This is a genomic window from Granulicella sp. L60 (assembly GCF_009765825.1).
Lineage (GTDB): Bacteria > Acidobacteriota > Terriglobia > Terriglobales > Acidobacteriaceae > Edaphobacter.
On sequence record NZ_LMUR01000001.1, the window covers coordinates 21771 to 46270 of the forward strand.

27 protein-coding genes and 1 pseudogene are annotated in these 24500 nt (G+C 56.0%); 5 read left to right on the forward strand and 23 right to left on the reverse strand.

Annotation, left to right across the window (positions count from 1 at the left end; translation table 11 throughout):
- The first annotated feature begins 82 nt into the window (after nucleotides 1-82).
- A complete protein-coding gene (locus GSQ82_RS00105; RefSeq protein ID WP_158790002.1) occupies nucleotides 83-664 on the forward strand; it encodes a TetR/AcrR family transcriptional regulator in 582 nt (193 codons plus the stop codon).
- Nucleotides 665-1044: 380 nt separating this feature from the next.
- Here GSQ82_RS00105 and GSQ82_RS00110 read toward each other — a convergent pair whose 3' ends face one another.
- Nucleotides 1045-2169, reverse strand: a complete 1125-nt coding sequence (locus tag GSQ82_RS00110) for a hypothetical protein (RefSeq protein WP_158790003.1) — start codon at nucleotides 2167-2169, stop codon at nucleotides 1045-1047.
- A 206-nt stretch (nucleotides 2170-2375) separates the two neighbouring features.
- Between GSQ82_RS00110 and GSQ82_RS00115 the strand changes: the two genes are divergently transcribed.
- Together GSQ82_RS00115 and GSQ82_RS00120 are read left to right on the forward strand one after the other, a co-directional pair.
- The gene (locus tag GSQ82_RS00115; protein ID WP_158790004.1) at nucleotides 2376-3020 is read left to right on the forward strand and encodes an SOS response-associated peptidase; all 645 of its coding nucleotides are present in this window, start codon (nucleotides 2376-2378) and stop codon (nucleotides 3018-3020) included.
- A gap of 156 nt (nucleotides 3021-3176) precedes the next feature.
- The gene (locus GSQ82_RS00120; RefSeq protein WP_158790005.1) at nucleotides 3177-4193 is read left to right on the forward strand and encodes a hypothetical protein; all 1017 of its coding nucleotides are present in this window, start codon (nucleotides 3177-3179) and stop codon (nucleotides 4191-4193) included.
- 908 nt (nucleotides 4194-5101) lie between these two features.
- Here the strand turns inward: GSQ82_RS00120 and GSQ82_RS00125 are convergent.
- Both GSQ82_RS00125 and GSQ82_RS00130 read right to left on the reverse strand, forming a co-directional pair.
- The gene (locus GSQ82_RS00125; RefSeq protein ID WP_158790006.1) at nucleotides 5102-5323 is read right to left on the reverse strand and encodes a hypothetical protein; all 222 of its coding nucleotides are present in this window, start codon (nucleotides 5321-5323) and stop codon (nucleotides 5102-5104) included.
- A gap of 182 nt (nucleotides 5324-5505) precedes the next feature.
- Nucleotides 5506-6069, reverse strand: coding sequence for a hypothetical protein (locus tag GSQ82_RS00130; RefSeq protein WP_158790007.1), 564 nt, complete (start codon nucleotides 6067-6069; stop codon nucleotides 5506-5508).
- A 108-nt stretch (nucleotides 6070-6177) separates the two neighbouring features.
- On the opposite strand from GSQ82_RS00130, the gene GSQ82_RS00135 reads away from it, so the two are divergent.
- Both GSQ82_RS00135 and GSQ82_RS00140 read left to right on the forward strand, forming a co-directional pair.
- Entirely contained in the window at nucleotides 6178-6441 is a 264-nt protein-coding gene (locus tag GSQ82_RS00135) for a hypothetical protein (RefSeq protein WP_158790008.1), read from the forward strand.
- Between the two features lie 515 nt (nucleotides 6442-6956).
- Nucleotides 6957-10787, forward strand: a complete 3831-nt coding sequence (locus GSQ82_RS00140) for a hypothetical protein (RefSeq protein ID WP_158790009.1) — start codon at nucleotides 6957-6959, stop codon at nucleotides 10785-10787.
- Nucleotides 10788-10990: 203 nt separating this feature from the next.
- Here the strand turns inward: GSQ82_RS00140 and GSQ82_RS00145 are convergent, their stop codons facing one another.
- From GSQ82_RS00145 to GSQ82_RS00235, 20 genes and pseudogenes are all read right to left on the reverse strand, one after another.
- Nucleotides 10991-11404: a putative toxin-antitoxin system toxin component, PIN family gene (locus GSQ82_RS00145; RefSeq protein ID WP_158790010.1), complete on the reverse strand. Its 414-nt coding sequence runs from the start codon at nucleotides 11402-11404 to the stop codon at nucleotides 10991-10993.
- On the reverse strand, nucleotides 11404-11673 hold the full coding sequence (locus GSQ82_RS00150) for a type II toxin-antitoxin system Phd/YefM family antitoxin (protein ID WP_158790011.1): 270 nt from the start codon (nucleotides 11671-11673) through the stop codon (nucleotides 11404-11406). Before GSQ82_RS00150 ends, GSQ82_RS00145 begins: the two co-directional genes overlap by 1 nt.
- A gap of 113 nt (nucleotides 11674-11786) precedes the next feature.
- Nucleotides 11787-12266, reverse strand: coding sequence for an energy transducer TonB (locus tag GSQ82_RS00155; RefSeq protein ID WP_158790012.1), 480 nt, complete (start codon nucleotides 12264-12266; stop codon nucleotides 11787-11789).
- Between the two features lie 162 nt (nucleotides 12267-12428).
- The gene (locus GSQ82_RS00160; protein ID WP_158790013.1) at nucleotides 12429-12836 is read right to left on the reverse strand and encodes a hypothetical protein; all 408 of its coding nucleotides are present in this window, start codon (nucleotides 12834-12836) and stop codon (nucleotides 12429-12431) included.
- Between the two features lie 17 nt (nucleotides 12837-12853).
- Complete coding sequence (locus GSQ82_RS00165) at nucleotides 12854-13132, reverse strand: hypothetical protein (protein ID WP_158790014.1); 279 nt, start codon at nucleotides 13130-13132, stop codon at nucleotides 12854-12856.
- Nucleotides 13133-13222: 90 nt separating this feature from the next.
- Nucleotides 13223-13750: a PRTRC system protein E gene (locus GSQ82_RS00170; protein WP_158790015.1), complete on the reverse strand. Its 528-nt coding sequence runs from the start codon at nucleotides 13748-13750 to the stop codon at nucleotides 13223-13225.
- 18 nt (nucleotides 13751-13768) lie between these two features.
- On the reverse strand, nucleotides 13769-14089 hold the full coding sequence (locus GSQ82_RS00175; protein ID WP_158790016.1) for a hypothetical protein: 321 nt from the start codon (nucleotides 14087-14089) through the stop codon (nucleotides 13769-13771).
- A gap of 66 nt (nucleotides 14090-14155) precedes the next feature.
- Nucleotides 14156-14962, reverse strand: a complete 807-nt coding sequence (locus GSQ82_RS00180; RefSeq protein ID WP_158790017.1) for a PRTRC system ThiF family protein — start codon at nucleotides 14960-14962, stop codon at nucleotides 14156-14158.
- A 1-nt stretch (nucleotide 14963) separates the two neighbouring features.
- On the reverse strand, nucleotides 14964-15671 hold the full coding sequence (locus tag GSQ82_RS00185; RefSeq protein ID WP_158790018.1) for a PRTRC system protein B: 708 nt from the start codon (nucleotides 15669-15671) through the stop codon (nucleotides 14964-14966).
- The gene (locus GSQ82_RS00190) at nucleotides 15646-16779 is read right to left on the reverse strand and encodes a hypothetical protein (RefSeq protein WP_158790019.1); all 1134 of its coding nucleotides are present in this window, start codon (nucleotides 16777-16779) and stop codon (nucleotides 15646-15648) included. The genes GSQ82_RS00185 and GSQ82_RS00190 overlap by 26 nt, the downstream gene beginning before the upstream one ends.
- A gap of 107 nt (nucleotides 16780-16886) precedes the next feature.
- On the reverse strand, nucleotides 16887-17099 hold the full coding sequence (locus tag GSQ82_RS00195; RefSeq protein ID WP_158790020.1) for a PRTRC system protein C: 213 nt from the start codon (nucleotides 17097-17099) through the stop codon (nucleotides 16887-16889).
- Nucleotides 17100-17158: 59 nt separating this feature from the next.
- Nucleotides 17159-17503: a hypothetical protein gene (locus GSQ82_RS00200; protein ID WP_158790021.1), complete on the reverse strand. Its 345-nt coding sequence runs from the start codon at nucleotides 17501-17503 to the stop codon at nucleotides 17159-17161.
- Complete coding sequence (locus GSQ82_RS00205) at nucleotides 17503-17682, reverse strand: hypothetical protein (RefSeq protein ID WP_158790022.1); 180 nt, start codon at nucleotides 17680-17682, stop codon at nucleotides 17503-17505. The genes GSQ82_RS00200 and GSQ82_RS00205 overlap by 1 nt, the downstream gene beginning before the upstream one ends.
- A gap of 53 nt (nucleotides 17683-17735) precedes the next feature.
- A pseudogene (locus GSQ82_RS25475) lies at nucleotides 17736-18344 on the reverse strand (DUF6094 domain-containing protein); the annotation flags it as partial.
- A gap of 1042 nt (nucleotides 18345-19386) precedes the next feature.
- A complete protein-coding gene (locus tag GSQ82_RS00210; protein WP_158790023.1) occupies nucleotides 19387-20265 on the reverse strand; it encodes a Rad52/Rad22 family DNA repair protein in 879 nt (292 codons plus the stop codon).
- Nucleotides 20266-20311: 46 nt separating this feature from the next.
- Nucleotides 20312-20752: a single-stranded DNA-binding protein gene (locus GSQ82_RS00215; RefSeq protein WP_158790024.1), complete on the reverse strand. Its 441-nt coding sequence runs from the start codon at nucleotides 20750-20752 to the stop codon at nucleotides 20312-20314.
- A gap of 1041 nt (nucleotides 20753-21793) precedes the next feature.
- Nucleotides 21794-22090 carry a hypothetical protein gene (locus GSQ82_RS00220; protein ID WP_158790025.1) on the reverse strand — a complete coding sequence of 99 codons (297 nt, stop codon included), beginning with the start codon at nucleotides 22088-22090 and terminating at the stop codon, nucleotides 21794-21796.
- Nucleotides 22091-22112: 22 nt separating this feature from the next.
- On the reverse strand, nucleotides 22113-22778 hold the full coding sequence (locus GSQ82_RS00225) for a hypothetical protein (protein ID WP_158790026.1): 666 nt from the start codon (nucleotides 22776-22778) through the stop codon (nucleotides 22113-22115).
- Between the two features lie 15 nt (nucleotides 22779-22793).
- Nucleotides 22794-23759, reverse strand: a complete 966-nt coding sequence (locus GSQ82_RS00230) for a hypothetical protein (protein ID WP_158790027.1) — start codon at nucleotides 23757-23759, stop codon at nucleotides 22794-22796.
- A 376-nt stretch (nucleotides 23760-24135) separates the two neighbouring features.
- The gene (locus tag GSQ82_RS00235; RefSeq protein WP_128915681.1) at nucleotides 24136-24495 is read right to left on the reverse strand and encodes a hypothetical protein; all 360 of its coding nucleotides are present in this window, start codon (nucleotides 24493-24495) and stop codon (nucleotides 24136-24138) included.
- Between the last annotated feature and the right edge of the window lie 5 nt (nucleotides 24496-24500).

The window sequence follows — 24500 nt, forward strand, 5'->3', positions numbered from 1 at the left end:
CCTCAGCCCGGACTAAAACGGAGTTAATCTCCGTTATGCTCATGAGATTAGCGGAGAGCAACTCCGGTTTCAAAAATATGTGATGAAAACGTCTACCATCCCGAAAGACGCTCGCAAGCCGCGATCGGACGCGCAACGCAACCGTGTGCGAATTCTCGAAGTGGCGAAACAGGTCTTCACGCGTCGGGGCGCGGAGGCCAGCATGGACGAGATCGCCAGGCGCGCCAAAATCGGCCCGGGCACACTCTACCGTCACTTTCCGACACGCGATGACCTGCTGGCTGCTGTTTACATCAGTGAAGTCGAAAAGCTGGCTGAGGCGCAGCGGAAGCTTTCGACTGAACTGCCCCCGATCGAAGCTCTCCGAGCGTGGCTGCTGGTGTTCATTGACTACATTGCAGCGAAGAAGATCATCGCTCCGGCTTTGAACGCAATGGTCGGCGGTCCTTCGCAGGTATATCAGGAGAGCACCCGGGTCATGGAGGAAGCTGCGAACGCACTCGCAATCCGAGCCGTTGCCAGCGGAGATCTTCGGCCAGATGTCGATCCAATGGACATGTTGCGCGCGATCTACGGGGTGACGAGCGCGGGAACCACAGATGATTCGTCCGAAAAGGCGCGGCGGTTCATCGACGTCCTCATTCGGGGCTCTCGGCCTTTATGACGGTGCCATCTGCAGCCGATGTGAATGATTGGTGTGAGGCCGAAGCCGAGGATGGTTGCGCCTTAAAGAATGCAAGGTGGCACCCGTCGCAGTAGGCCATATGAGTCTGCAGTAGAGCCCACTCTTCGTCGGAAACTTCCTCCGAAAAGTAGAGTCGAAACAAGGCAATCAGTTCGGCATGTAATTGAGGTGTCGTGTGATGACCTCCTGAATCGCTACCTGAAGGACGGCGTCTCTTTCCCGATGATGTCGGTCAACCACGGGAAGGGCAATGAAATTGCGCTGCTTGGCCAAATTTACTCCTTGAGCCAAAGTCCGCAATGGCCACCGCACGGCATGACGAGGGAGAAGTGCAATCCCTCCCTCGCCTACGTTTTGAGTTATGCAGCCTTTGCAGATCGCTTGCTGCCATGACCCTCTACCTTGGGAAGCACGTCGCCTGCGATTTTCATCAACTCGAGCTTGCGCTCGGCGTCCTCCGTCTTTCCGGCTACCCAGGAGACGGCGTTGGACAATCGCCAAGTGGTGTTTCCCGCCGGCAGATTGTAGGTATCGGGAGAGTTATACGCTTCGATAACCTCGTCGGTCTCCGACTTCAGGAGCAGCTTCTTGAGCGATTCCTTCGCGATCGAGGGATCGACCCCTACGGCATTAGCGTGCTTGATGGTCTCCATTCGGTTGTGCAGCGCCTCCGCATTGAGGTGGGTTCCGATGACATCACGAAGCGCACTGACCGTGGTCTCGGCATCGAGTTCATAGGTTCTCTGCGAGTAGATCATTGAATCGTCGAGGCGTCTTCCAAGATGCACCTGGCGCATCTCTTCCTGTGTTATCGCCAGATTGGAGCACCAGATTCGCAGAAGATAGGCGCGGATCGAGAGGGCACCGTTGCCGAAGTCCGAGTTTTCGAGACTCAACCCGTATGCCATCATCTCGCCTGGAATGGGCTCGTATACCTCCGGCATGATCGCCTGAATGGCGACCTTCGTGTCGGTCACGTAACCGTTGTATGGAAGCGCTCCCTTGCGTTGTACCTCTGTGGCGAACGCCTCGATGATAGGTCTTGAATCCAGCCTCCGATAGCGATCGGACAGGAATCCACGGACCTCTCCAAGGACCGAGCGAAGAAGATAGCGGTTCTTCGCGAACCGATTTGCGAACATCGTACTCAGGTTGTGGGCGAGTAGCTCCGTGGCCCAACGCTCTCGGGTGTTTTGCAAGCCGTCAATAAACTTGATGGGCAGATCTGTCGTTTGCGCCATCTGCTGCATGGCGTGGCGATGGACACCTTGCCTGACCTCTCCCGACAACTGGTCGCGATAGGTGATCTGTACGCCTCGGTCTTCGTCAGGTTGGAACGAAAGCTCTGCCCCGGGCTGAAGCCTGTCCGTGGGTTGATTGTTCATAACATGATTGATGACCTCGCCTGCTTTGGCGCGGCCATTCGAGATGAGTTGTTCGAGTTTATGGGCGGCAGCGGTTTTGGACTCCATAGTGAGGAGCATGAGTGTGGTTCTCCTTTGTTTGTGGCTTGGTGAAAGAGGTGGATCGCTGGTAGGGATGATTTGGGATTGATGGGGTTCATGCCCGCGGTGCACTATATTGCGTGCTACCTGATCAGTGGCACCGTCGATCGATGGGCTGCGCGCGGAAGGGGGACAATCGCCCATAACTCCCATGCAATCGAACAAAGGTCCTCTAAAATATACCTATGTGCGGCCGTTACCGCAGAAGCTCGGATAAGCAAACGATCGCCACTGCCTTTCAGGTAGAAGCGGGCTTGGATGAGGTGTACCTTGGCCCCGAAGATGATATTGCCCCTGGCTCCGTTCAGCCCGTCATCCTGCTGAACGACCATGGCGAGCGGGTAGTGGAGCAGATGCGCTGGGGTTTTAAGCTTCCCGACCGTCTTCTCTTCGTCGCTCGTTCGGAAGAGATTCTTGAGAAGCCATTCTGGAAGGATCGATTCGCCCAGCGGCGCGTTATCGTGCCTGCCGACAGCTTCTTCGACTGGAAACAGGTGCAGAAGGGTGCGAAACCAAAGTATGAATTCACCGTCCCTGGACGCGAGCCATTCGGTATGGCGGGTGTCTGGTCACCCTGGAAGAATCCAAAGACTGGGCAATGGGAAAGGACCTTTGCCATCGTGACGACCGCACCGAACGAGGTGATGGTCCCAATCAAGGACAGGCAGCCCTCGGTGCTTGAGGTTCGCGAGTACGCCGAATATCTGGAGAGGACGGAAAGACCGCCAATTCATCTCTTCCGGGTTCTTCCTGCGGAAGAATTGAGGGCGAATCTCGTCGGGCCGATACCAGAACCTCCCTGCGAACCTGGCCTCTTCGATAATCTTTGAAGCAGGCTCGGGCACTGTGACACTATTCCGTAGACGCAAATAAATCATCGCTGTACTTATGCGATCGCAAAGTGGTGTGACGTGAGCGGCACAATTTTCTTTTCCTGGCAAAGTGACAGGCCTACCAGCATCTGTCGGAATTTCGTCGAACGAGCGTTGCTGATTGCGGCCGGTCGCCTCAAATCGGACATCGATGTCGAGGATGCCGTGCGCGAAAATCTCGAGGTCGATCGAGATACCCGGAACGTGCCCGGCTCGCCTCCTATCTTTGAGACGATCATGGCGAAGATCGCCTCCGCAAGCGTCTTTGTCCCCGACCTCACCTTTGTTGGAAAAAGAGATAATCAAAAGCCTGTCTCGAATCCAAATGTACTCATCGAGTACGGATTAGCGCTTCATAAACCGGGACACTTGCAGATCATCGCCGTCATGAATGATGTATTTGGAAAGCCGACAGAAGAAGATATGCCATTCAATCTGAGGCACCGCAGGTTTCCAATCACTTATAGCTTGCCTGAAGGCGCGACTGAGGAGGAGCGAAAGACCGCACAGAAGCTCTTAGTCGATAAGCTGGAGTTTGCACTCAGGGCGATATTTGACAGTCCCGACTACAAGGCCTCAGCGAAATCGGTGGCTCCATCGGCAGTTGAAGTGGCAGTTCTCTATCAGAAGGACAGGGACTACGGTTACGCGCTTTCATCGCTTAGTTCGCGCGAAGGCGTGAAGCAGATTCGGGAAACAGTTCGCGCACTCTTCGAGGCGATCGAAGCAAAGTGCAGGGAAGTGAATTCGGCGAGTGATGCGGAGATTGAGGTCGCATCACACATGCCTGTGCGCGACCTATCTCAGGTTTGTGTACTCAGGAAATGGCAGCATGGAATGGTTGTGCACTGGGAACAGCGCTATACCGAGTCGACAGAAGGAATCAAGCTCGGAGTCCGCGAGGTTCAGGGATCGGTGCGCCTTCCCGGGGAATCTCTTGCAGGAGTTCACGTTGGTGAATCCCGAAAACTCACTGAGACCTTCTATACGCCGACGCTCTCCCGCGAACATGAGATCGGATGGGCCAGGTCGACTCGCAGTAAGGAAGAGCCGAAATTTATCTCGACGGAAGAGCTTGCAGATGCCTGCGTAGTCCAATTTGTGAATTTGCTCCGAAAGGACCTTCGATAGTACTCAGGCGCTAATCATTCTCCGCGCGCTCACCTATCGGATTAGCTCGGTTTCCGAGTATCAGGATACGGAATGTGTTGAAGTCTGCTCCTGCTACCTGACCGCAACGTACTCCCCGCATCCTGGGCAGTACACTTTTGTCCAGTCTGCTAGGGGATCACGAAAGTGCATTTGAGCCCCGCAAAGGCCGCAACTTGTCTCGTAGAACGAGTGTGAGTCTGGGTCAATCCTGTGTTCTGCCGGGCGCGAGCAAAGATCTGCATCGGCAATGACGCTGGTATGCATTGAATTCCTTTCGTTAAGTTGTGCGGGTTTAGTGAGAGGTTATCGCGTGAGACCTGCATCCGTTCCGGCGAGCAGTATTCAGTCGGCCACGTACTTGGTGCGTCGGAACTTTCGCACGCATCGAACCAGGTCGTCGTCGTTGCATTCTGATTGTTCCCGATGGCCTGGTTTTCACTGTTTCATCGGCACCCTGTATAGCCGGTCCACCTTCGCTGCGTTGCGCGCAAGGATCCATTTCTTTCCCAACTGAAGTGAGGGGCTTTCGTAACCGAGCCTGCGGGCAAGTTGCGCTGGTGTGGAGCCCTCCGCGAGCATGCTCTTGATCTGGCGCCAAGTTGGGTAAGCTCGGACTCGTGCCGATTCACTCACGGCATCCTTTGAGATCGCGAGAAGTTTGCCCTCAGTGCGTTTCCGAATCTGCGTGCTCCGGCCGGATTCAATTCGGGAGATCACCCTGGGGCCACTTCCGAGCGGCGGCGACTGCCTCGCGTCCCAGCCCTTCTTTCGAGAGCTTTGCTATGTGGTCTCTTGCAACATCTGCTGACACGCGTCCGTTCCAGCCGTCGTCTTTGTTCCTGGGCGCGGATTTGGCATGGGCGAGCCGTTCCGATACGGCGGTACCATCAAAGGCTCGATGGCTGATTGGCGTCTGCTGCGACGGCTCCGCTCAACAGCGCGGCATCGAGTGCGGAGCACAGGAAGAGATGTCGAGATCCAACGTGATCGAACTTCTCTCGCGCGGCCTCCTCGGCGGTTGAGGGCGTGATCTCGATTCCGCTCTTCATCTGCTGTTCCGCCCAGCTTTTGCCTGCATCCATCGCAATTCTGATTCGATCTCGTCTCATCTGCGTTTCCTCCTGAGTGCCGATTTGGTCTTCTTATTCGTTTCGGGCAGCCCAGGGCAGGGTAGTGCGCACGAACGGATTCTTCCGTCGGGATGTCTGGCCTAGGCCGAAGCCATTCCGGAGCCGTCGCCGAAGCAGGCATCGAGACACGCTGATCCTTCAAGTAAGTAGGCGCGCCACCTTTATGCCGCGGTCTGGTTCGGTTGGGCAGCGACGAGTTCGACGTAAATCTTGTTATGTCTGCGCCGCTTCTTGAGCCGCCCTTCCGCGAAAGCCCGATACACGATCTGCCGCTCGGCATCTCTTGCGGCGCGATAGGCGTGAGCGACTTGGTTGCACAGGTTCCAGATCATCTCGGACGAGAAGTTCGCTGCGATGTGTTCCCAGGTTTCACCGGAGATGAGATTGTCGAAGGTGAAGCCCACCATTCCGCCGCCGTGGCACTCGAGCATCACGATGCCGTCCTTATAAAGGCCGGAAGGATTGCGGTAGATGCCATAGTCATGGCTGTCGCCTGTCCATCGGATCCGGGCCAATCGTGAGGGTCTGGCCTCGCCGAACTGGCAGAAGGTAAGAAACTCCAATCCGGCAACGGGGACGTGGCGGAACTCTCCTTGATTGAGATGGTCCTGCATGTTGTAGCACCGAACCGTCTCAGGCTTCTCCGGCCCTGCTTCATTGAAGGGGAGGTCGGCCGGGTCGTTCGTCTTCCAGTAGTAGCCTGGGCGTTCCTGTGTTGGATTCATGGGAGAAATTCCCTTTCGTGGTTTCACGCTTTGCGGGGAGGTGTTCTCGAAACGAGAGGTGAGAACAACCGGTTGGGGCATGGCCGGGCGAGACGGTAAACTTGGTCCATGAAGGCAGGGGCTACGCTTTACGCAGAGAAGATCAATAATGGTCAGTCAGAGATCTGGGTCGCGGCAGACGATGAGGTGCTCACCGAGAGTCGGAGACTCGCCACAAACGAGATCATCAATGTAACGCGCCGTCTGTGCACGGCCGAGGCATTCAAAGCGTTCTACCCGGATCAGCACCTTGCTGTGGGCCACATTCGGACGCTGACCGTGCCTAACCTCGATGAGATCGTCGCTGAATTGCGTTTAACGCCCCTCAAATAGATTTCGACAGGGCAGCTGCGGAGGATGGTGATTGCACCGAGGGCGAAACTGCGGATGAATTACTGTTTCTGGCCGCATTCCTGTTAGTAATCAGTGGGTTTGTTTGCTTCCAGCGTGCCGATAACAAGGCGTTTCGGAAGTGAGCGCGAGAACCGTACAAGCTATATCCGTCAATCCAAGGACCGGGTAAATGGGAAAGCACCACCTCCATACTCAGCCAGGCTCTCGAGCAGAATGCATCGGAGATCTCCGGTTGACGCTCTGAAGAACAGCGGACTCGCAACAGCGACTACCGGATTGATTCATAGGTAAGTAGATTTTTGTTACATCCGGAACGGATTAGTGGCACACTTGTAGCCACATTTCCACAGCATTCGGTAATCTACAGAGTTTACCGATCCAGATTTATTTCGCGCCGTGCTCCCCCGACTCTGTAACTCTTTATCCACTGGGAGTTGCGCCGCGCGAAACGGGTATCCCGGGCCCTGTATCTCATTTCCACCGAGGAGCTGTCCGTGAAAGAGAGAACGGGAGTTGGATTTGGCCTGGGCTTAACTGCCCTTTTGGCCGCAGGTGTTGCTTTCTACAGTAACTCCGGGTCTGCAAACAGGCCGGCCCATAGTGAAGTGCCCATGGGTGCCGCAAAACCGAAACGATCTCCCCAGGAGAGTGTCTCCCGCACGATCGCACCATACGTCGGAGGGTGTACCGCCTATCTTCCGCCTCTGACCAGTGCACAACAGTTGACGGAGCAAAAATCCGGGAAAGAGAACACCCCTGGAGATGACTCACGCTCCGATGCTTATAAAGTTATTCAGACCTTCGTAAACGAGGGCGAACCCATACCCGTGCCTCGAAATGAAGTTTCGGACCGCCTAAAGGACCAGCTGACCAAACCCGATCAGAATAACGAAACTGATTTTCATTTGCGCTACATCGTTGCCGTCGTTCCGGACCCGCGCCATACTCACCTCTCCCTAGAGTTCGATCGTTTCGTCGAAGCAATTGAAGGCGCTGCTCAGGATGAAGAGTATGTCTACGACAGTTCCTGGCTTCCCTGGTCGCGAGGAACCCCTCAATATCCATTGCGCGCTGACGAAGAACTCGAGGAACAATACACCGAGAAGGTCGAAGGCTGTCCTGGAGTCCTACTGTTTAGAAAAGCGCTCGACACCGGTGGATCTCCATTCCAGAACGGCCTTGTGGTCTTTCTCGTAGGTGAGCAGCCGACAGGCGGCCTTAGGCTTTCAGAGTGGGAGAACTCTATTCTGTGGCTGCAGCAATACGCTTGGCGCAAGGATCGCAAAGAAACGCTTCAGGTACTGGGCCCGACATACTCCGGCACACTTCCTTCACTAGAACAGCGTCTCCGTACACTTGTACCGACCACAGCTTCATTGAAGGCCAATTCCAATCCCCATGCCGCCCAAAAGGTTCCAGATCTCCCACGACCTGTCCAGGGCTACGTCTATAGCGGAAGCGTTCAAAGCTGCAGTTCCATCAAGTGGTTTAAGGACACACTCATGCCGATGCCGATCGAATTCGCAGCTTTCTCTGAAAACGAATCTGTGAAGACCTTCCGCTTGCTTCGTTATTTCAAGACAGAAGATATCGATCCTGAAAAGGTAGCAATTATTTCAGAAGATGAAACCGCTTATGGAAGTCTGCCAAAGTCTGCTCAAGTGACAACCGACACCTGCAAGAATCCCCTGGACTCAAACGTTATGAAACTTTATTACCCCAGGGATATCTCCGCTTTGCGGACCGCGTATCAGGAAAACTCACTCTTATCTCGCCCAGCCGGAGGCGGAGAGCACGAGGCCGTACAGACCGTTTTGCCGTCGGATCTCAGCGCGGGATCCTGGGAGCAAGGAGACAGCGTCCCCTCCTACAGCAAGCAGGAACCTCTCAACGAAGAGGCCCAGTTATATGGAATCGTAAGCCAGCTAAGGGAAAAGCACACTGAAGACATCATCCTGCGCTGCAGCAATCCCCTCGACTATCTCTTCCTTATAAGATTTCTGCATCGCACTTATCCTGAAGGCCGTGTGATCACCGTCGGCTCTGATTTACTCTTCCGTCGCGAAGTGGATACAACAGAATTCCGTGGAACCCTAACAGTCACCGACTACACATTGACTCCGCACTCGGCCGAAGTCACAGGAACCGCATCTTCTCTGAAGGACGGTATAAGAGAACCTCTGGGCAGTGACGTGGAATCGCTCGAGCTTGCCATGCGCGCCCTGCTTCGCCTCGTTTCTCCGGAGATTGATCCTAAAACACGATGCCCTCAAACCCAAGCAGATCCTCCGCCTAACTTACTGTGGAGCTCAAACTGCTGGCAACAGAAATCACTACCATACTTCGATCACGCACTCTGGATGAAAGCGAACCCAGAAAACAGCTTCGACTCTCCGGATGTCTGGTTAACCGTCATTGGGAGGGATGGCTACTGGCCTGTCGCAGCTCTTAACAAAGACGCAGTAGCGAGCATGATAACGGACAAGCAATCCAAGGAGCCGCTACAAACGATAGCTGCATTACAGCCACCTTGTCAGGGACCTCTAGGTTTATCCGGCAAGCTACCCGTCACATGGAACCTCTTCGCCTTTCTGTCCGTCGGGCCTTTGCTCTTACACCTCACAGGAGTATGGAATCCCAGCTTCCTTCGTTTTTTGCGGCTGGATAACGCATTTGAGACCCGCAATGACTGGCGCTGGGGCCTAGTCTTTTCCACATCGTGCACCCTGGCATTTTTTCCGCTCTGGAGCCTCCTGATACCCGTACTAGAACAGTCCAATGTTCCGGATCCAGTTCTGTCTTACGGATATGCAGCCGTGCTTATCATCTGGTGGGTGCTGATCATTTTACGAATGCGGCTCAGAGAACAGCCTCTGAACTGGAAAGTAGTCCTTGGTTTCACTCTCGTCTCCCTTTCCCTGGCATGCTGCCTAAGTGCCGCGCTCACACACGATTTGAGCAGCGTGGACAAATCGCCTTTTTCTTACAGGGCGATGCACCTCACGAATGGTGTCAGCCCCCTCCTGTCGCTCTGGATTCTTCTGGTCGGCCTCTATCTCTGGTCTCTTCAAAGCCTGAACGGAAATACGCTCGTATCAGAAGAGCGTCCGTTGCTTCCTCCGGCGGAGCCACTGAAGTCGCCCGATAGCGATTCAGGCACTTCGCAGAAACTTGCCTCTGTCCGAAGCCGCATCAGCGACGCAATGGCCCAACGGATCGAGATGCCGGCCCGCATGTTCGAGCATCATTGGGGAGTGATTCTTCCGCCAATCATATTCCTCGCGGCTTTCGCAGTCTTCCACAACGAAATGGCAATCTCCAGCTTCGAACGTCCCTGGCTCAGCCGGTTCTTCTGCCTGTCTCTGGGAGCAATGATCGCGCTTATTGTCCTTGAGGCATCGAGCGTAGTCATCACTTGGTCTCAATTGAACCGCCTGCTGCGAGCCCTGTCGCGCACACCTTTGCGGCGGACCTTTCGCGCGATTCGCGGATTCTCGGGTACTTCTCTCTGGCATATCAGCGGAGACGTTCCTCGCAGTCAGTATCAGATACTGGAGCGGCAGATTGAATCAGCGGAGACTGTCTGCCGACTCTATCCCGACTCGCGTTTTCTTCCCTCGCCGGAAGATCTTCTTCTCATCAGAAAAATGGTAATCGTCGGGAATTCCTTCCGTCTCCAATACAACACGGAGATGGATCGATCCGCCCAATGGAACGCCCCTTTGCGGGTACCTGATACCGACACCGTTTATCAGATGCGAGAGGTCATCAAGGACTCCGTGGCAGCACTCTTTCATGGATTTCTTGAGCAGGCATGGCACGCGGAATTGCCGGAAAGAACCAAGCAGAATCTCGAAGCCGTGGGTGAAGGAAAAAATCCGAAGGAGACAGACCTTTTCCTCCCTCTCAGCAATGACGAAACAGTGCGCGCGGCTGAAGAGTTCGTCTGCCTCTCTTATGTCTCCTATATTCAGAACATCCTCGCTCGAATCCGCAGTCTCATCGTATCCATCGTCCTTCTCTACGTAGCCGCCGGATTAGCCGTTGCGGTTTACCCGTTCTCCCCTCGCCCTCAGATCGCGTCATTCTTGCTGATCTTCCTTCTCGGGCTCTCCATCACCGTCTCCATTGTTTACTCCGGTATGGAAAGAGACTGCATCCTCAGTGACATCACCAATACCGAAAGCACCCTCGGCTGGGAGTTCTACCAGAAGCTGGCGCTCTTCCTCGTCCCCACCATATTTGCCCTCCTCACAGCACAGTTTCCTGAACTGACAGACTCTTTTCTTGGCTGGGTGCAACCTGGGCTCTCTGCTGTGAAATAGCGACAGCAAAATTCTGAAGGCCTATGGGGATTCCTTTCGCGAATGAGCGCGACTCGTAACGAGCGCGAACAACAGGCGGCGAAGGGCGTACTTCGTCTCTGGATGTCTCGCCGTAGAGAGTTCAGGGAAAGGGCACGACAGAGCATCGACAGGGCAGTGCGGAGCGTAGACGATGAACCGAGTCAGCAGGCGGCTAGGAGGCTCTAGTTGCCATGCCGTTCCCAGAACTCTGCCGGTGTGATGATGGGATACCGATCCGCCAGCGCAAGCAGATCTTTGTCGCCGGTGACGAGGTAGTCGGCCTTCGAGGCCTGCAACGTCGCCAGGACTGCCTGATCGGCCTGATCCCGTAAAGCTGCGTCCTCTTGAGTACCGGGCTCGACGATGTCGGCCAGAAACAGGAGGCTGTCAGCGAGGTCCCGGATCTCAGCGGGGCTCAGCGTGATCCGGGACAATCGTGGAAGTACTCTCACCATCTCGTCCAGGATGTATCGCGACAATATGACATCGAGGCCGCCCTGCCGCCAGATACCGACGATTCGTCCCGGTACGCTACCCGGATACGCTAGCCCCGAGACTAGGACATTGGTGTCCAAAACCACCCGTATGCCCGTCATCAGCGCTTCCGTGCGCGATCGACCGCAGCATCGATCTCCGCCAGACCTTCTTCCGCCGGTATTCCGGCATAGGCCTCTGAGATTCGGTCGCTTAACTCGTCGAATCGGCTACGCAGGCGGCGAATCCGGGCAAAAAGTTCGGCATCGACGAGGACAGCCACAGGCTTTCCATCCTTGTTGATGACAATGCTGTCATTGCGGTACTGCACTTGGTTGATCATTTCCCCGAGATTTTGGCGGAAATTGACTGCGTTGACTTCGGTGATCATGAGATCCTCCTGACCGTTATGGTCATTATGATCGATATGATTTATCTTGTCCACTGATAGCACATCGTTTTCACTCAAACAGCAGCCCTTGGCCCGGTCATCTCAAACCGGACTTACCGGGGAACAGAGTCGGGCCTGAGCGAGGGCTGTTCTCCGTTATAGAGAAAGACCATTCGCATCCTGACGCTCTGCAATGCCATGTCGGACGGAAACGCCGTACGCGGACTGCCCACGATCGCAGCCCAGGCAGCTCGATCCAGAGCAACGATGCCCGCGGAGCGCTCGATCTTCATCGCGGATACGGTTCCATCCGAATGAAGCGTGAACTGGATGCTGACGATGCCTCTGGCAAGGCGCGGAGCCTGCGCTTCTCCGGGAATCAGCGACAGCCACGTCGCCTTCGTTTGCCGAGCCAGCTGCGGAATCACTGCCTTCTCAAGAATGGAGCGATCCGGTTGCGGCACGTTCTCCACGATCTCGAGCGTATTGTGCTCCTGTTCCCCGGACTCAGGAGAGGCGTCGAGGCGCACAGCCGACAGGGGAAGCGATACGAACACCAGCGAGATTGCGGCACGACGGAAAATGGAGTGCATCGTCTGATCCTTTCGATCATTCGATCATTGAGCACGCCGCCACGCAACGTGTATCGCGACTGGCGGCCGAATGTTCCGTTGACTGGCGTATTGCGAAGTCCCAAGAGCTTGTCACACCGAACGGATCTTATGCTCGCGCCTACTGTTGGCGAAACTCGCCGCTCAGTACGCGGCCCTGGTGATCTTGTTCTCTTGAACGCGAAAGGTGCGAGCTGCCTTGCGGTAGACGTCGTCCAGCGAGACCACCAGCGCGCGGCCCTTGTGGTTGACCGCGATCGCAACGCCGGTCAGATATCGCAGCTTCTCGGCGCCAATCTCCATCAGGACGGCGACCTGTCCTTTCGGGAGATGGCGGGCCAGTTCCGTAACCAGGTCGATCTCCGTATCGGCTTCCGAATCGTAACTCGGCCACGATCCGCTGTCATTGTCTCCGCTGTGAATCGCGAAATGCCCTGGATTGTTCTCGCTCTTAAACACGCCGAGTCCACGGCTCTCCGCCCACCGGAGAAACGCCTCATCGTCTTTCACACAAAAGTAGTTGCTGCGCGAGCTTCCGTACCAGTTCGCCATAAACTCTCCTCCTTGCTTCAGCAATGCCGCATTTGCCGGATCACACGTTCATTCGTTTTCGTTTGATCTACATCACTCTCGTCGAGATCGTCCTGGTCTTCCTGATCCTCCGGTGTTTCCGGCAAAACAAAGAAAGGCACAAGGAGTTCCGTAACCCGGAGCTGGGTTTCATCGAACTTGGCGCGCTTCTGATCGCCCCGATATGCCGCAATGAAGGCCGTCTGCATGTTGTTGATGTGGGTCGCAGGAATTCCCACGATTTGCCGGCGCTGCTCTTCAGTGAATTCAATCGTCATGGGGAACCTCAACGAGTCCCGTTTGTTCTCGGTCGAAGCGGCCATGAGCGATTTCGAATCCTTCGCCATGGCCGCGCAAACGAGGCCGCTCTAAGTGGCCTCGTCCAATTCCTCATCCTGGTCAGCCTGCTCGTCTTCTGCGGCTTCGGCAAGAATCTCCTCTTCCTCATCCGCATCCTCGGCGACCGGAGTCTCTGTCGCAGCGGCATCGAAGAGGCTGAAGGTCGTCAGCGGTTGCGGCTTGGCAACCTCGACCGGCTTTACAGTGGCGACGGGTTTCGCAGGCTCGGCCTTCGGAGACTCCTTCTTCGCTGGCAGTTTCTTCGCGCGCGCTTCGGCCTGTGCGGCCTTCCCGGCAGCATCCATCTCGGCCTTCGCTCTTTCGAGCGTGCTCTTGAGTTGCAAGTGTGCGGCGACGAAGTCGACGATGGACGAAGGCAGGTCACGGTCAAGCTCTTCCGCCGTGCCGGTGAGCTTGAAGGGCGTGGTCAGGGCGGTGTTCTCTCCCTCACCGAGCTTCTTCGGGATGATATTGACACTGATCTGATCGTCTTCGAGGCGGGTTACGGTCAGCAGGACTGCACGTTGCCGCAGGTAGGGAGCAAGTTCTTTGAACATGGGTCTCTCCGGGGTAGGTCACTTTGGGCGTGACCCTCTCCTCGGCTTCTTGAGTTCAGGATCGTCCCAGTGGATGGTGTTGCGCCGTCCGAACGCCAGCGCTTCGTTGTAGGCAACAGGATCGTAGTCTCGCTGCCATAGGAGACGGTACATTGCGTCGACCGCCGACTTCATCACAACCTTCATCTCGTCGTCGGTAATATGGGAGATCTCCGGCATGCCGCCGCAAGCCGCGCAGGGCTTTCCAGCGTGCAGGTCTTCGATAGGGCCATTGCGAAAGGCCAGGACGACGAGAGCTTTGGCTTCCATCACCAAGTCGGGATCGAGCTTCATCTTCATGGAAAGTCTCCGGTACGTCTCCACCATACCGCCGCACCCGTCATGAAGTCCCACATTGTCTCGAAATCATGCAGCTATCTTTCGCGAGCACTTTCTCGTTTTCGCCCAAAGCGCAGGGTCGACCGGCAGCGCGCTCGTCTGGCCTGTCCTCGCATTGAAGAATGCCCCGTGATAACTCAACTTGCCATATCGAAAGAGCTGTCCCAGCATCGCCAGGGCATTCAACGCCAACGTCTGATTGATGAACGGTTCCTGCCGGTCCAGTGCTTCGACTGCGGAGCAACTCGGGAGAGGATCTTCTCCGGCATCGGTGTCCACGATCTCCGGATACAACTCGCTCACCGTGCGGAGACGTTCCGCTTTGCGACGGTTCCGATCATTCAACGGCTGGCCAAGGACGTACTGCCCACTGGCAGCATTGTTGCCGAGATCAAGCCAATAAGAGGTGCCGGTCAAGGCGTGAGTGAACGACTTCTCAATGGCCCTCCTGGCTTCACGCGAGTCCACACAGCCGATCAGGATGTCAGGGATCTCGTCACGATGACTCTCGAAGGAACGCGCATGGAATCGATGCGGGATGGCTCGCCACTTCGTACCCCAAAAGATGTTGATGCGGTTGATCAACACGGTAGCTTTGTTCTGGCCGATGTCGGAGGCTGAAAAGGGTTGACGCACACAGTTCGTTGCGGAGACTGTATCGGCATCCATCATGGCCACGTCAAGACCGCTCGCATGTCCCCACACGCGCAAGGCTTGATCGAGATAGGGCAGGCTCATCGCGATCGAACTGCCGGTGCCCCCTGCTCCAATGATCAGCACACGGATGGGACCGCGACGCACCAGATCGGAAGGCAATCTGTGCTCAATTCGCATATTAGTCCCTCTCTCCCCGGACGAACTCTGCCAGCGTCTGCGGCAGCTCAATCAGGGTCTCTCGCGGAAACGCTTTGCGCTTGCCCGCAAGTACCGTCCACAGCCCTTCGAAGCCGCCTGGGTGGCGCGTCAGACGGCCTACATTGGCATGCGTGAAGGCACTCTCGTAGAACCCTCGCTCCCAAGCGTGGATGGAGGAAACGGTCGCACCGTCTGGGCGGCGCATGGAACCGGTACACACACGGCCATTGTCCGAGACATTCCAGAATGGCGCGACGGCGAGTTTCGTCTCTGTCTGCGGACGCTTGTTCTCCGTGAGCGCACGAATCATGAGATCGCCATTCTTCACGCGCCAGACGATCGGTGGCTGCGGAAAGACGAGCCCACTCAGCTCCGCGGCCTTGTCCTCGGAGTTCTCATAGAACATCTGCCGCCGCCGCGCCGGGGTCCACCATGCGATCATTCGATCGCCTTTCGCGAGTACGTTTTCTAGCAGGATCTCGGCGTCAGAGCTTCCACTCAGGGAGCGCACGAGGGATTCCACAAAGGCCACAGTGAGCGGTTGTGCGGGACCAAGCGCAGGTGGGGCGTCCTTCTGAATGGTTACGTCGTGGCGGGTGACAAAGCTCTTCTGGCGGTCTCCATAGACAAGAAGCGCTTCACGCAGCTCGAAGCGATGATTCTCACCGATTGAGATGTGTATCTGCATGGCTGTTCTCCGACTTTTCCCACTCTTGTAGCTCTTCGACCAATTGAAAGAGCTCGTGGTTGAACAGGACGAAGCGCTCCACAATGCGAAGCGCCTGCCGTGCTTCCTCTGGATTCTGTGGATGGAAGGCCACGCCTACGGCGGGCTCTGAGGTTTCTTCGAGCATGTATTGGCCCTCTTCGTCAAAGCAAGCCGTAATGGCATCTCGCTCCTTGAAGGCCACCAGCAGGGAAGGCAACGGTGGGCTATCGTAGTTGCCCTGTTCGATGAAACTGTATGTTGGCCAAACGCGAATCTGGGAGAGCTGTTGGAGCTTCCGCAGACGCTTGATCCACGAACCATAACGGCCGTTGCCGTGTTTGAGCAGGAGCCTGCGAGCGCCGAGATTCCAACGATCATGGTTGTCTTTCTGCAAGCTCAGCCGGATACATTCGGGCAAAGCTTTCTCGACCTCTGGAAACTCATACTGGCCCTTATTCTCCTCGTGGTCCTGCTCGGCGTACTCCTGCATCCGTTCCTCGTATTGGAGTGCATCGTCGTGGTTGTAGACGCGCATGAGGCGATAGAGCGCATAGGTCAGGGTCCAGTAGAAAGCCGCTCCGAGCCCCGGCGATTCCGCCTCGAGCGCTTCGATGGCCGGGCCGATCTTGAGATAGCCGGAGCCACCGCAGACCACCGTGATGGCAAGTTGACCGTCTCCCATGACCTCATCGAAGCCTTCGCGGTCGGCGACATCGCTGATTTCGAGGTGGTACTCGACGTTGCGCTGCAACAGGTTCCAGCGGTCTTCACCGATGGCCCGCATGATAGCGTGTTTGGCGAAGACGAGGACGCTCTCGCCGCACTCCTTCCAGCTCTCACAGGTTCCGAGACCTTCCCGCACGAGTGCTGCGCACAGGTCATACACCAGCTCAGCCCGGAACTCGTGGCTGTATTCGGTTGGAAGTCCGGCGAGGGATGGAAGCGCCTGGGCAAACGCCGGCGCCAGAAGCGCTACGCCAGTGGCGTCAGTAACTCCGTTGGCGCCGGAAGCGTGTGGACCTGATCCGCGCTGTACTGGTTTATGGCTTCGGACACCATTCGGGCGAGTGCGATGGATTCTTTGCATTGAAGGTGCCTAGCGAGCGCGTGGCTCGTCTCCGGAGGCGGCGCTGCCGCTTTGGCGGCGAACAACGCGACCAGTTCCCCTGGGCTCGTGTTGGGCGCAGCCATCGGTCAGCCTTTCGTCCCGATGGCTCGGTTGAAGGTGTAGCGCAGGGCGGAGCCGGTGTCTTCCGGGCCGGTCACCGATGCCGTGGCGATCTCAGGGAATGCAGGCGTGAGAAGGTCGCGGACCTGATCGACCGTCAACTCGGGGCCGGGGTCGGGAATCCGCACACCGTTGTATTGGAACTCGCGCAGAAGCACTTCCGTCTTGAGGCTGCTCATCACTGTTCTCCTTCATAAACATCGTTGAAATAAAGATTGGAAGTCGCGTCGTCGCGGCATTAGAGATTTGTTGTCTTCGACAATCTCTGGCCGTACATCCACGGGCGAATAGGAAGTTCGGCAATCCAGTCCTGAAACGATGGAATCCTGCCGAGGTCTTCTCTTACGTGCTGCTCCCCGATGTAGCGGACGGGGATCGCCCGGTTCTCGGAGTTCATGAGCGTCTGACCGAAGAGACGCTGTGCCAGAAAGATGCCTTCCGCGTGGTGTCGTACCGCACGGTGACGAAAATCGGCAACGTAGGCCTTTGACTCATCGAACCAGTCATGGATGGCGAAATAGTCCTCCGGAGATCCTCCAAACCGCCGTGCGCTTGATTTCGCATGCTCGATTGGGTGTGCCATCAGAACTCCTGATACTCATCCGGGTTACGCTCGACGACGTGGTAGTACGAGCCATGCGTAATGGTGCCGGTGTCTACGACGAGTTGTATCTCTCCGCCCCCGCCATCGTTGTCCTGATAGCCGGGAGTTGCCAGCTCCTCGACGAGCTCCTCCAGGAGTGTCTCAATCTCTGATGGCACTCCGTAGTCCGTAGGAATTCCGGGCTCGCCTTGAGGCTGGACTCCATCCGCAGGACGCTCAATCTGCCAAAATGCGAGCCCAAAACGCCAACGCAGTCATAAAGACGCTCGAATGGAATGACCAGCACCAGAACGCCCTCGGGTACCAGCCATCGGTAGGTGTGGTCGAGGAAGAGCCGCTCCATACGTCTGTTGGCGACCGACCCGATCTCCGAGTCGTAGGGCGGATTCAGGTACAGCAGCGAGAAGGACTCGGGTTTCGCGATGGCATCAAAGGCATTGCCGTGAATCGTCTCGATACCCTTTGAAGTTGCGATCCGCGAGCGCTCAGCGTCAAGCTCCACACCGTAACGCTTTACCTCCGCATTGCCTGTGACAAGATGCAACGCAGTTCCTTGCCCGACACAGGGATCGATGACCGAAGCTGGTAGAGGGAATGACAGGAGAGCGCGGATTTTTATCCCTTCGCTCTCAGGCAATGGGTAGTAACCCATTTTGAGGCGTGCGACATTGCGCATCGGCTCACCTCGGATCTTTGGAGTTTGTTGTTGTGAAATAGAGCATATTTTGGACGGAAATAAAGCAGATCTTGTCCGCGCCAGAGGGACGCGTCGAATGGGCTTCCGGCAAGTTGGGGAGCGAGTGGCTCTTGCATAGCTCATACAGCGAGAACTCTAAGATGCCTTCTAACGTCCCTCGATCGTTCCGTGCTAGTAGCTCGAAAGCCGAGGATGGGGTGGCTGGCTAAAATAGGCCGAAGTGGGTAGTGACTCAATTTGGAGGATGATGGGTCGACGAGCACTCTGGGAGCTTTGTTCATCATTCGCCGGCATATGCTCGCCTAAAGCAGTCCGCGTGGAAGTCCAGCGACCACCACCGCCATGATGCTGCGAATCATGGCGGCTCCTACTGACCAACAAGCCGCGCAACGGCTGAGACGAGCGGCCTATAAAGCAGCTATTCCAATTGAGGTCGCTTCTGCCTTTGGCAGCAAAGCATAGAGGGCTGCGAGAATAGGGAATCACGATCTCAACAGCGGCGTTTGCATTGAACAACCGTTTAGCATCGCGGGCCAACTTCCGGTTTCCGGTCCAATGATCCTCAAGGGTTTCTCCAACCGTTCGGTTGCATTCCGAAGAAGCCGGTCGAGAAATGAAAATCCCTTTGCACTGAAGCCCTCCAAACGAGTTCCTCGTCAGACATCGAAGTGTCTATCGTGAACCGCGGTGTCTGAGTTTCAGCGAAGGTCTTTCGTTGAACCTAGTATTGTTGTGAAGCAGTAGCCAAAGTTTACGACTCCTGAACAACACCTGCCTTGATATTGCAGGTCGATTCACCCACTTCCAGGAATAGTGATGGCGCCATACTAGCCTCTTTGTGGTTAGGCAGCGGCGAGCCGCTCAAACGAAAGAATTGGGACTACGTGTGCGGGAGCGGCTGGACTAGGCTCCGGGTTATTGGGCGGTCCGTCGATCAGTCGAACTAGCCTCAGGATCGCCTCGCTGCCGCAGACTCCACAGCGGTCGTAACCAGAGCTGGACACCGTTTCACAATTCTCGCAGTAGACGGCCATCTCCACGGGAATACTGACAAAATCGGCTTCCCTCCGGAGCATGGATATGTTCCTTCCTCTGGGCATGATTCCTCCAAACAAAGAGGGCAGCTCAGAGCCGCCCCGATTGGGATAGGTGGTTGAAAATGTTATTACGCAGCGTTTTGCGGCAGGACAGATTCGAGCGTGTCTACCACGAAGCGGAGTGCATCAAGACTCGGCAGCTCCTGGACGGTTGCCAGTCTCAGGTGCTGAAGGAGCGCGTCCAGATGCTCCGCTCCCCCATCGGAGGAGAGGCGTCGCAGCCGTCCGTAGCCCCGTGCGGCGGCTTCCATCCACTTAAGCGCGTCCTTCTGGCGATTCGCGTTCGGGATGAGGTGAGCGTCATGAGAGAAGCCTGCACGGGAAAGGATCTCCGTGTATATGCCAACTCCGAGTTGCTTCCGAAAGACCTCGATCTTGCCTGTCAACTTCGGGTCAATCGGGCCTCTGGGTTCGGTGCCGTGTTCCATGACGACATCCGGGGGCAGCGCCCACAAGGGGAGTGCAGGCAGACGCTTTGGTGTACCGCGACGGTCGATATCTACCCAGCGTTCGGAGATGCGGTAGAGATAACGGCCGAGACCAAAACAGCTCGATGCTCGTTTGAAAGCCTGCGCTTCCGCCGAAGTGACAGCCATCGAACTGTCTGCCCACTCCTCACCGTTGCCGGTGTGGCTCCCAAGCCGATGGATGGTCAGGACACAATTCACGAGAACTTTCCCCGTGACTACCTCCCGCCCATCGATTCTCCTGACAACATTAGGGACCGCTGCGAGGTTGTAGGCGCGGGACCACCCGGAAGGAGTAAAGAGTTGATTCAGTCGATCCATGTAAGCCCGAGGGTCGGCGTAAGGCAGCACCTTGCCACGGCGGCCCTTCTGGCCTCTGAGGACAACACGCCATTTGACTTCGGAGGGTGAGAACGGAGTTTCGAGCAGAGCGAACAGTCTTCGTTGCTCCTCTGCGGAGAACTTCCTTGGGGTTGGCATTCGACCTCCTTCCAATTTCAGGCCTGACTTCTTCGGCCACATATGGTCAGAACGGAATTTCGTCCGCCCTGATTTGTGTATCGGGAATATACGCGTACGGAGACGCAGCATCGCCCATCTCTTCCTGGTACTTCTCGCGGGAAGAATGACGGTCGCCGCTCGAGAGCAGAACGATATTCAGGACGACGACCTTGGTCCAATACCGCTTCACCCCAGCGTTCGCGTCATCCCAGGATTCCGTGCGGAGTTTGCCTTCGATGAAGAGTGGGTTTCCGATGCGCACGTATTCGCCGATGATCTCGGCAGTACGCCCGAATGCAACGAGAGTGTGCCACTCGGTGTGGTCCTGCCAACCGCCATGGCCATCGGTACGCCTTTCATTGGTAGCAAGAGATAACTGGGCAACGATGCCGCTCCGAGTATTACTAATCTCGGGTGCTTTACCTGCGTTGCCGAGCAGAATGACCTTATTGACGCACTTTGCCATAGCACCTCCTTGGGTTGTCGAGTGCCAATTATTCTTGTCCTCGGACAATTAACACTTCCTTTCGACACTTTTACTTTCATTTAGAAGTTGTTAGACACACCTGTTCCTTTCCAAAAGCTCATGTCACTGATCACAATCTGTTGTCGCTTCCCCTAGCGTGTGCCTGTTGGCAGAGGCATACTGCAAACGCTTGTAGAAGAGGCAGCCTGCCCTTAGTTGATTCCTTGCGCCGTCCGGGGAGAAGCGCACAAGACAGATGAACTCATCGGGCTTGTCGAGGCGCTCGCTGGTCAGTATGAATGCTGAGTGTCTGCTCGGAGATGAGCAAGATTCGCGCAATAGAGCGGAATGGCAGCGACGAGTATGGCTAAGAGACTGCAATATCCGACGTAGAATCCGATCCGCCTCTTCGTCTGGTCTCGGGTGCCAGCGATGAGAAAGAGTGAGGCCAGCCCTCCGGCTGCTCCTATAAATCCGACAACACTTAGAGTCACGAAATGGTTGAAGGCCAGGGATACCAGTGATTGAATCATGCAGATTCTCCTAGTGCTTCTCTAAGTACATTGTAGCTTTCCGCAAAGCCCGTCTCTAACTTAGGAGTACGTTGCCCAGACCCACAATTCAATGGCGTGACGCTGGGACACGGCTCAGTCGAAGACTAGAAGTCCCTGCCCCCGGTCTACCTTGGAACAAAAGAAGGTAACGACCGGTGACGGTCGACGCGATGCAGACCTGATCAGATTGACGGGGAGGGCATAACGACCGGACGGGGGTCAGAGACACAAGCCTCGTCGAAAAATACAGTCTGTTTATTCTCGAAGCTGTCAGAGCCTGCATCAACCCGGAACGAAAGGAGCAGCGCACCTTTCATCACAGAGGAGATGGGACTTCCACCGTGGACGGTAGGACAATCAATTTGCAGGACTGAATGGTGAAATGGAAGTCGTTCCAGGATTGATCGAGAGCGGATTCGTTACGTGTGACGCACGGGTTCCAGTCCTTGGAAATCAAACCATAAGAGGTTCTTCGGATGTCACGCGGTTATCGCGAAACCGTGTGGTCGACGACCCGGTTGCCAACGACATTTGCTTGATCAGACTCGGCTTCGGTGAACATCGCTTCCGGAACCTCGATACCAAGTCGAGTGAGAATCGGCCGGTAGTAGCTTATGTCCTGCTGATGCGTTCCAGCATCATCGTCATCGAGATTGGTGTAAATCGGCTCATCGCGATGATCCATGACCGTGCAGAACACGAAGTCGAGTGGCCGGTCATAGCCGAGGGTGACGGTGACTGCGACGCGATTGCTGTCGATTGTGCGGAATAAGTGTCGAGACATGATGGCTCCTTTCGTATTGCATTCAAGCTTGCGCCAGAAGGTTACGCGGCATACTTCGTGCAACGGCTACATGGACGTGCTTGCAAGCCAGACAGTTCAAAGCTGCTGTCACGTTCTTCACTGCTGCCTCGAAGGAGTGGGGTATGTCACGAAGTTCGCCGGCCTCCGAATAGAAGGAAGGAGCAATCGTTCCGCGAAGCAAACGATTCTCTTGGGCCCAAAGGTCAAGCGAGATTGTTCCATCGCGTCCACGGAAGAGCAGAGTGGACGTGATCCTGGGTTTTGTGTGCCCGCTCTCTGATTTCAAAACGTGTCGCGTGATGGCGAGTTCGTATGTTCGCCCGATGCGGAACATTTCGATCCGCACAAGCTCCGGGGCCACAACCACTGCGTGTCGGCCGTTGCCCGAGATCGAATCGATCGGCTGTAGCCACGGCAGGGGAGTACCATCCCCATCGAGGTAGGCACAATAGCGGCCCATATCTGAGACGGCACCGCCGGATTCAACACCACGGATCACGTACCTCTTTGCGAGATGTTGGTGCTCTATGGAGATCGAAGTCTGGGAGTAGATCCCGCGCTTCTCCAGAGCTCGAAGAGCAGATCGTCCAAGTGGAATGCCGTACTGCACGTACGAAGAGGAAGATGCTTTGTGGTCGTACGAAGGGTTCTCTGTTTTCGTCTTCATCAGCCATCGACCTCCCTATGCCATCTGCTTCTTGCGAATCGGTTGACCGAGTGCGGCCCGGATATCGTCCGCGCTGCAGCCCGCCCAGCACTTGTAGAAACGTGGGTTGGCGACCTGGATGGCGAGGTTGTCCCCCGATTTGTCTCTGCCGGCCTGCCTGCAGGACGGGCATGGAGCCCACCAGTTACGACTATGCTTCGATTTCGGGCTCACATAGTCAAGGATTCGGAACTCCGTTTGACCCTCGCGTGCCGGCCCCGGAACGTAGGGCTCCCTCACAACAGGTCTATAGTTCTCTGGCAGTGACATTCCCTGAATGAAAGTATGGAGTTCGGCCTCCGTGAGCTTCTTCATGGCGTTCAGATACGCCAGTTGAGGCTCTGGTTCGGTCGGCGCATCATAGAACCAATATCGCCGGTTGGTCTTACGGTGAACACCGAGCGGAGCACGGATCGCGTTCCCGAATTCACCATCTTCTAGTCGATCCTGCTTGGGGAAGACTTCTATGCCCTGCTTGAGACCGCCGCCAACAATCGGCACTCCCAGCCGGAGGGCGAGGTTGTAAATATAGATGCGGCACTCGGAGGCCAGCAGAGGCGTTTCCGCGAAGATCCAGAGGTGACCTCCGCGGCGCGACTGCTCGATAGCTGCTTCAACTCCATCCTGCTTCAACTCCCATTGAAGTTTGAACAGCGCTTCCACCGCTCCGTCGAAGTCACCATCGATTGCAACCCACTTGCATCGCTGGGTCTCCGGGTTGATGGCGAAGAGATTAATGGTCACGTCGCCGTTCAGGTGCATGCGGACGACATCATTGTCCAAGGGCTTCGGTTGTTTGGTCGTCCAATCCTTCGCCAGAAAGTAGGGAACCTTGCCATTGGGAAGAGGTTTCTGTGCCTGCATCCCGAAGGCACGGCGGTTGACGAAGAGCCGGGTGAAGTTGTTTGCTGTGTCCCGGCTGACAGAGAATTTTGCGTACACGGCATAGCTCCTATCCTTCAATTGGGGAGTTTGTATCCCGGCTCCAAGACTCGGTCAAATCTCTGAAGGAAACGGCGAGCCCATTGCACAAGACTGCATTTGCTCGCCGATTCCGGTTGATGGTGGATGATTTAGGCGGCCTTTTGCTTCGGAACGGCCACGATCTTCAGCGTGGGTGATGGAGGTGCTGGGAGCTGGACAGGACGGCGGATGGGGAAATCGGACCCACTGCAGATAATGCTTCCGTGGTGGGCGAGGCAACGGTTGATGCTACGAATTCGGCTTGCGGACAGACGCATGGGGGCTTCTCCTTAGAAAGAAGTTGGGTTGGAGCTGGTGAGTTGTTGTGCGGGGATGGAACCGAAGGAGACGGTAGCTACGCCTGGCCAACCAGTGCAGGGTTCAGCAGGAGACCTGGCTGGTCGACATAGTGGAAGAGCTTGTATTCGCAGTAAGCGCGATCAAACTTCTCTTTGGTGAACTCACACTCGCAGGCTTCGAATGAAAGCATGTACCAAACCTGACGGATGCGATCGAGCACGTAGATGGCGCCCGAGGTGATGTCACCCGGAACCATCTGCAGAAGCATGACTCCCTTTTGTGTTTGGATCCACCGGGTGGCGATGGCTTCACCCAGTTGGAGGAAGGCTTGTACGTCCTGATCGACGGACTCTTTGGCTTGGTCGCGCCAATCCATAAGCGGGTGGGCGGACATCTTTCCGAGGCTGCGGGTCATGAGTT

Excerpts from the sequence above, each read along its gene's own strand:
- GSQ82_RS00105 (WP_158790002.1), top strand. The coding sequence starts at position 83 with ATGAAAACGTCTACCATCCCGAAAGACGCTCGCAAGCCGCGATCGGAC.
- GSQ82_RS00110 (WP_158790003.1), bottom strand. The coding sequence starts at position 2,169 with ATGCTCCTCACTATGGAGTCCAAAACCGCTGCCGCCCATAAACTCGAA.
- GSQ82_RS00115 (WP_158790004.1), top strand. The coding sequence starts at position 2,376 with ATGTGCGGCCGTTACCGCAGAAGCTCGGATAAGCAAACGATCGCCACT.
- GSQ82_RS00125 (WP_158790006.1), bottom strand. The coding sequence starts at position 5,323 with ATGAGACGAGATCGAATCAGAATTGCGATGGATGCAGGCAAAAGCTGG.
- GSQ82_RS00130 (WP_158790007.1), bottom strand. The coding sequence starts at position 6,069 with ATGAATCCAACACAGGAACGCCCAGGCTACTACTGGAAGACGAACGAC.
- GSQ82_RS00135 (WP_158790008.1), top strand. The coding sequence starts at position 6,178 with ATGAAGGCAGGGGCTACGCTTTACGCAGAGAAGATCAATAATGGTCAG.
- GSQ82_RS00145 (WP_158790010.1), bottom strand. The coding sequence starts at position 11,404 with ATGACGGGCATACGGGTGGTTTTGGACACCAATGTCCTAGTCTCGGGG.
- GSQ82_RS00150 (WP_158790011.1), bottom strand. The coding sequence starts at position 11,673 with ATGATCACCGAAGTCAACGCAGTCAATTTCCGCCAAAATCTCGGGGAA.
- GSQ82_RS00155 (WP_158790012.1), bottom strand. The coding sequence starts at position 12,266 with ATGCACTCCATTTTCCGTCGTGCCGCAATCTCGCTGGTGTTCGTATCG.
- GSQ82_RS00160 (WP_158790013.1), bottom strand. The coding sequence starts at position 12,836 with ATGGCGAACTGGTACGGAAGCTCGCGCAGCAACTACTTTTGTGTGAAA.
- GSQ82_RS00165 (WP_158790014.1), bottom strand. The coding sequence starts at position 13,132 with ATGACGATTGAATTCACTGAAGAGCAGCGCCGGCAAATCGTGGGAATT.
- GSQ82_RS00170 (WP_158790015.1), bottom strand. The coding sequence starts at position 13,750 with ATGTTCAAAGAACTTGCTCCCTACCTGCGGCAACGTGCAGTCCTGCTG.
- GSQ82_RS00175 (WP_158790016.1), bottom strand. The coding sequence starts at position 14,089 with ATGAAGATGAAGCTCGATCCCGACTTGGTGATGGAAGCCAAAGCTCTC.
- GSQ82_RS00180 (WP_158790017.1), bottom strand. The coding sequence starts at position 14,962 with ATGCGAATTGAGCACAGATTGCCTTCCGATCTGGTGCGTCGCGGTCCC.
- GSQ82_RS00185 (WP_158790018.1), bottom strand. The coding sequence starts at position 15,671 with ATGCAGATACACATCTCAATCGGTGAGAATCATCGCTTCGAGCTGCGT.
- GSQ82_RS00190 (WP_158790019.1), bottom strand. The coding sequence starts at position 16,779 with ATGCAAAGAATCCATCGCACTCGCCCGAATGGTGTCCGAAGCCATAAA.
- GSQ82_RS00195 (WP_158790020.1), bottom strand. The coding sequence starts at position 17,099 with ATGAGCAGCCTCAAGACGGAAGTGCTTCTGCGCGAGTTCCAATACAAC.
- GSQ82_RS00200 (WP_158790021.1), bottom strand. The coding sequence starts at position 17,503 with ATGGCACACCCAATCGAGCATGCGAAATCAAGCGCACGGCGGTTTGGA.
- GSQ82_RS00210 (WP_158790023.1), bottom strand. The coding sequence starts at position 20,265 with ATGCCAACCCCAAGGAAGTTCTCCGCAGAGGAGCAACGAAGACTGTTC.
- GSQ82_RS00215 (WP_158790024.1), bottom strand. The coding sequence starts at position 20,752 with ATGGCAAAGTGCGTCAATAAGGTCATTCTGCTCGGCAACGCAGGTAAA.
- GSQ82_RS00220 (WP_158790025.1), bottom strand. The coding sequence starts at position 22,090 with ATGTCTCGACACTTATTCCGCACAATCGACAGCAATCGCGTCGCAGTC.
- GSQ82_RS00225 (WP_158790026.1), bottom strand. The coding sequence starts at position 22,778 with ATGAAGACGAAAACAGAGAACCCTTCGTACGACCACAAAGCATCTTCC.
- GSQ82_RS00235 (WP_128915681.1), bottom strand. The coding sequence starts at position 24,495 with ATGACCCGCAGCCTCGGAAAGATGTCCGCCCACCCGCTTATGGATTGG.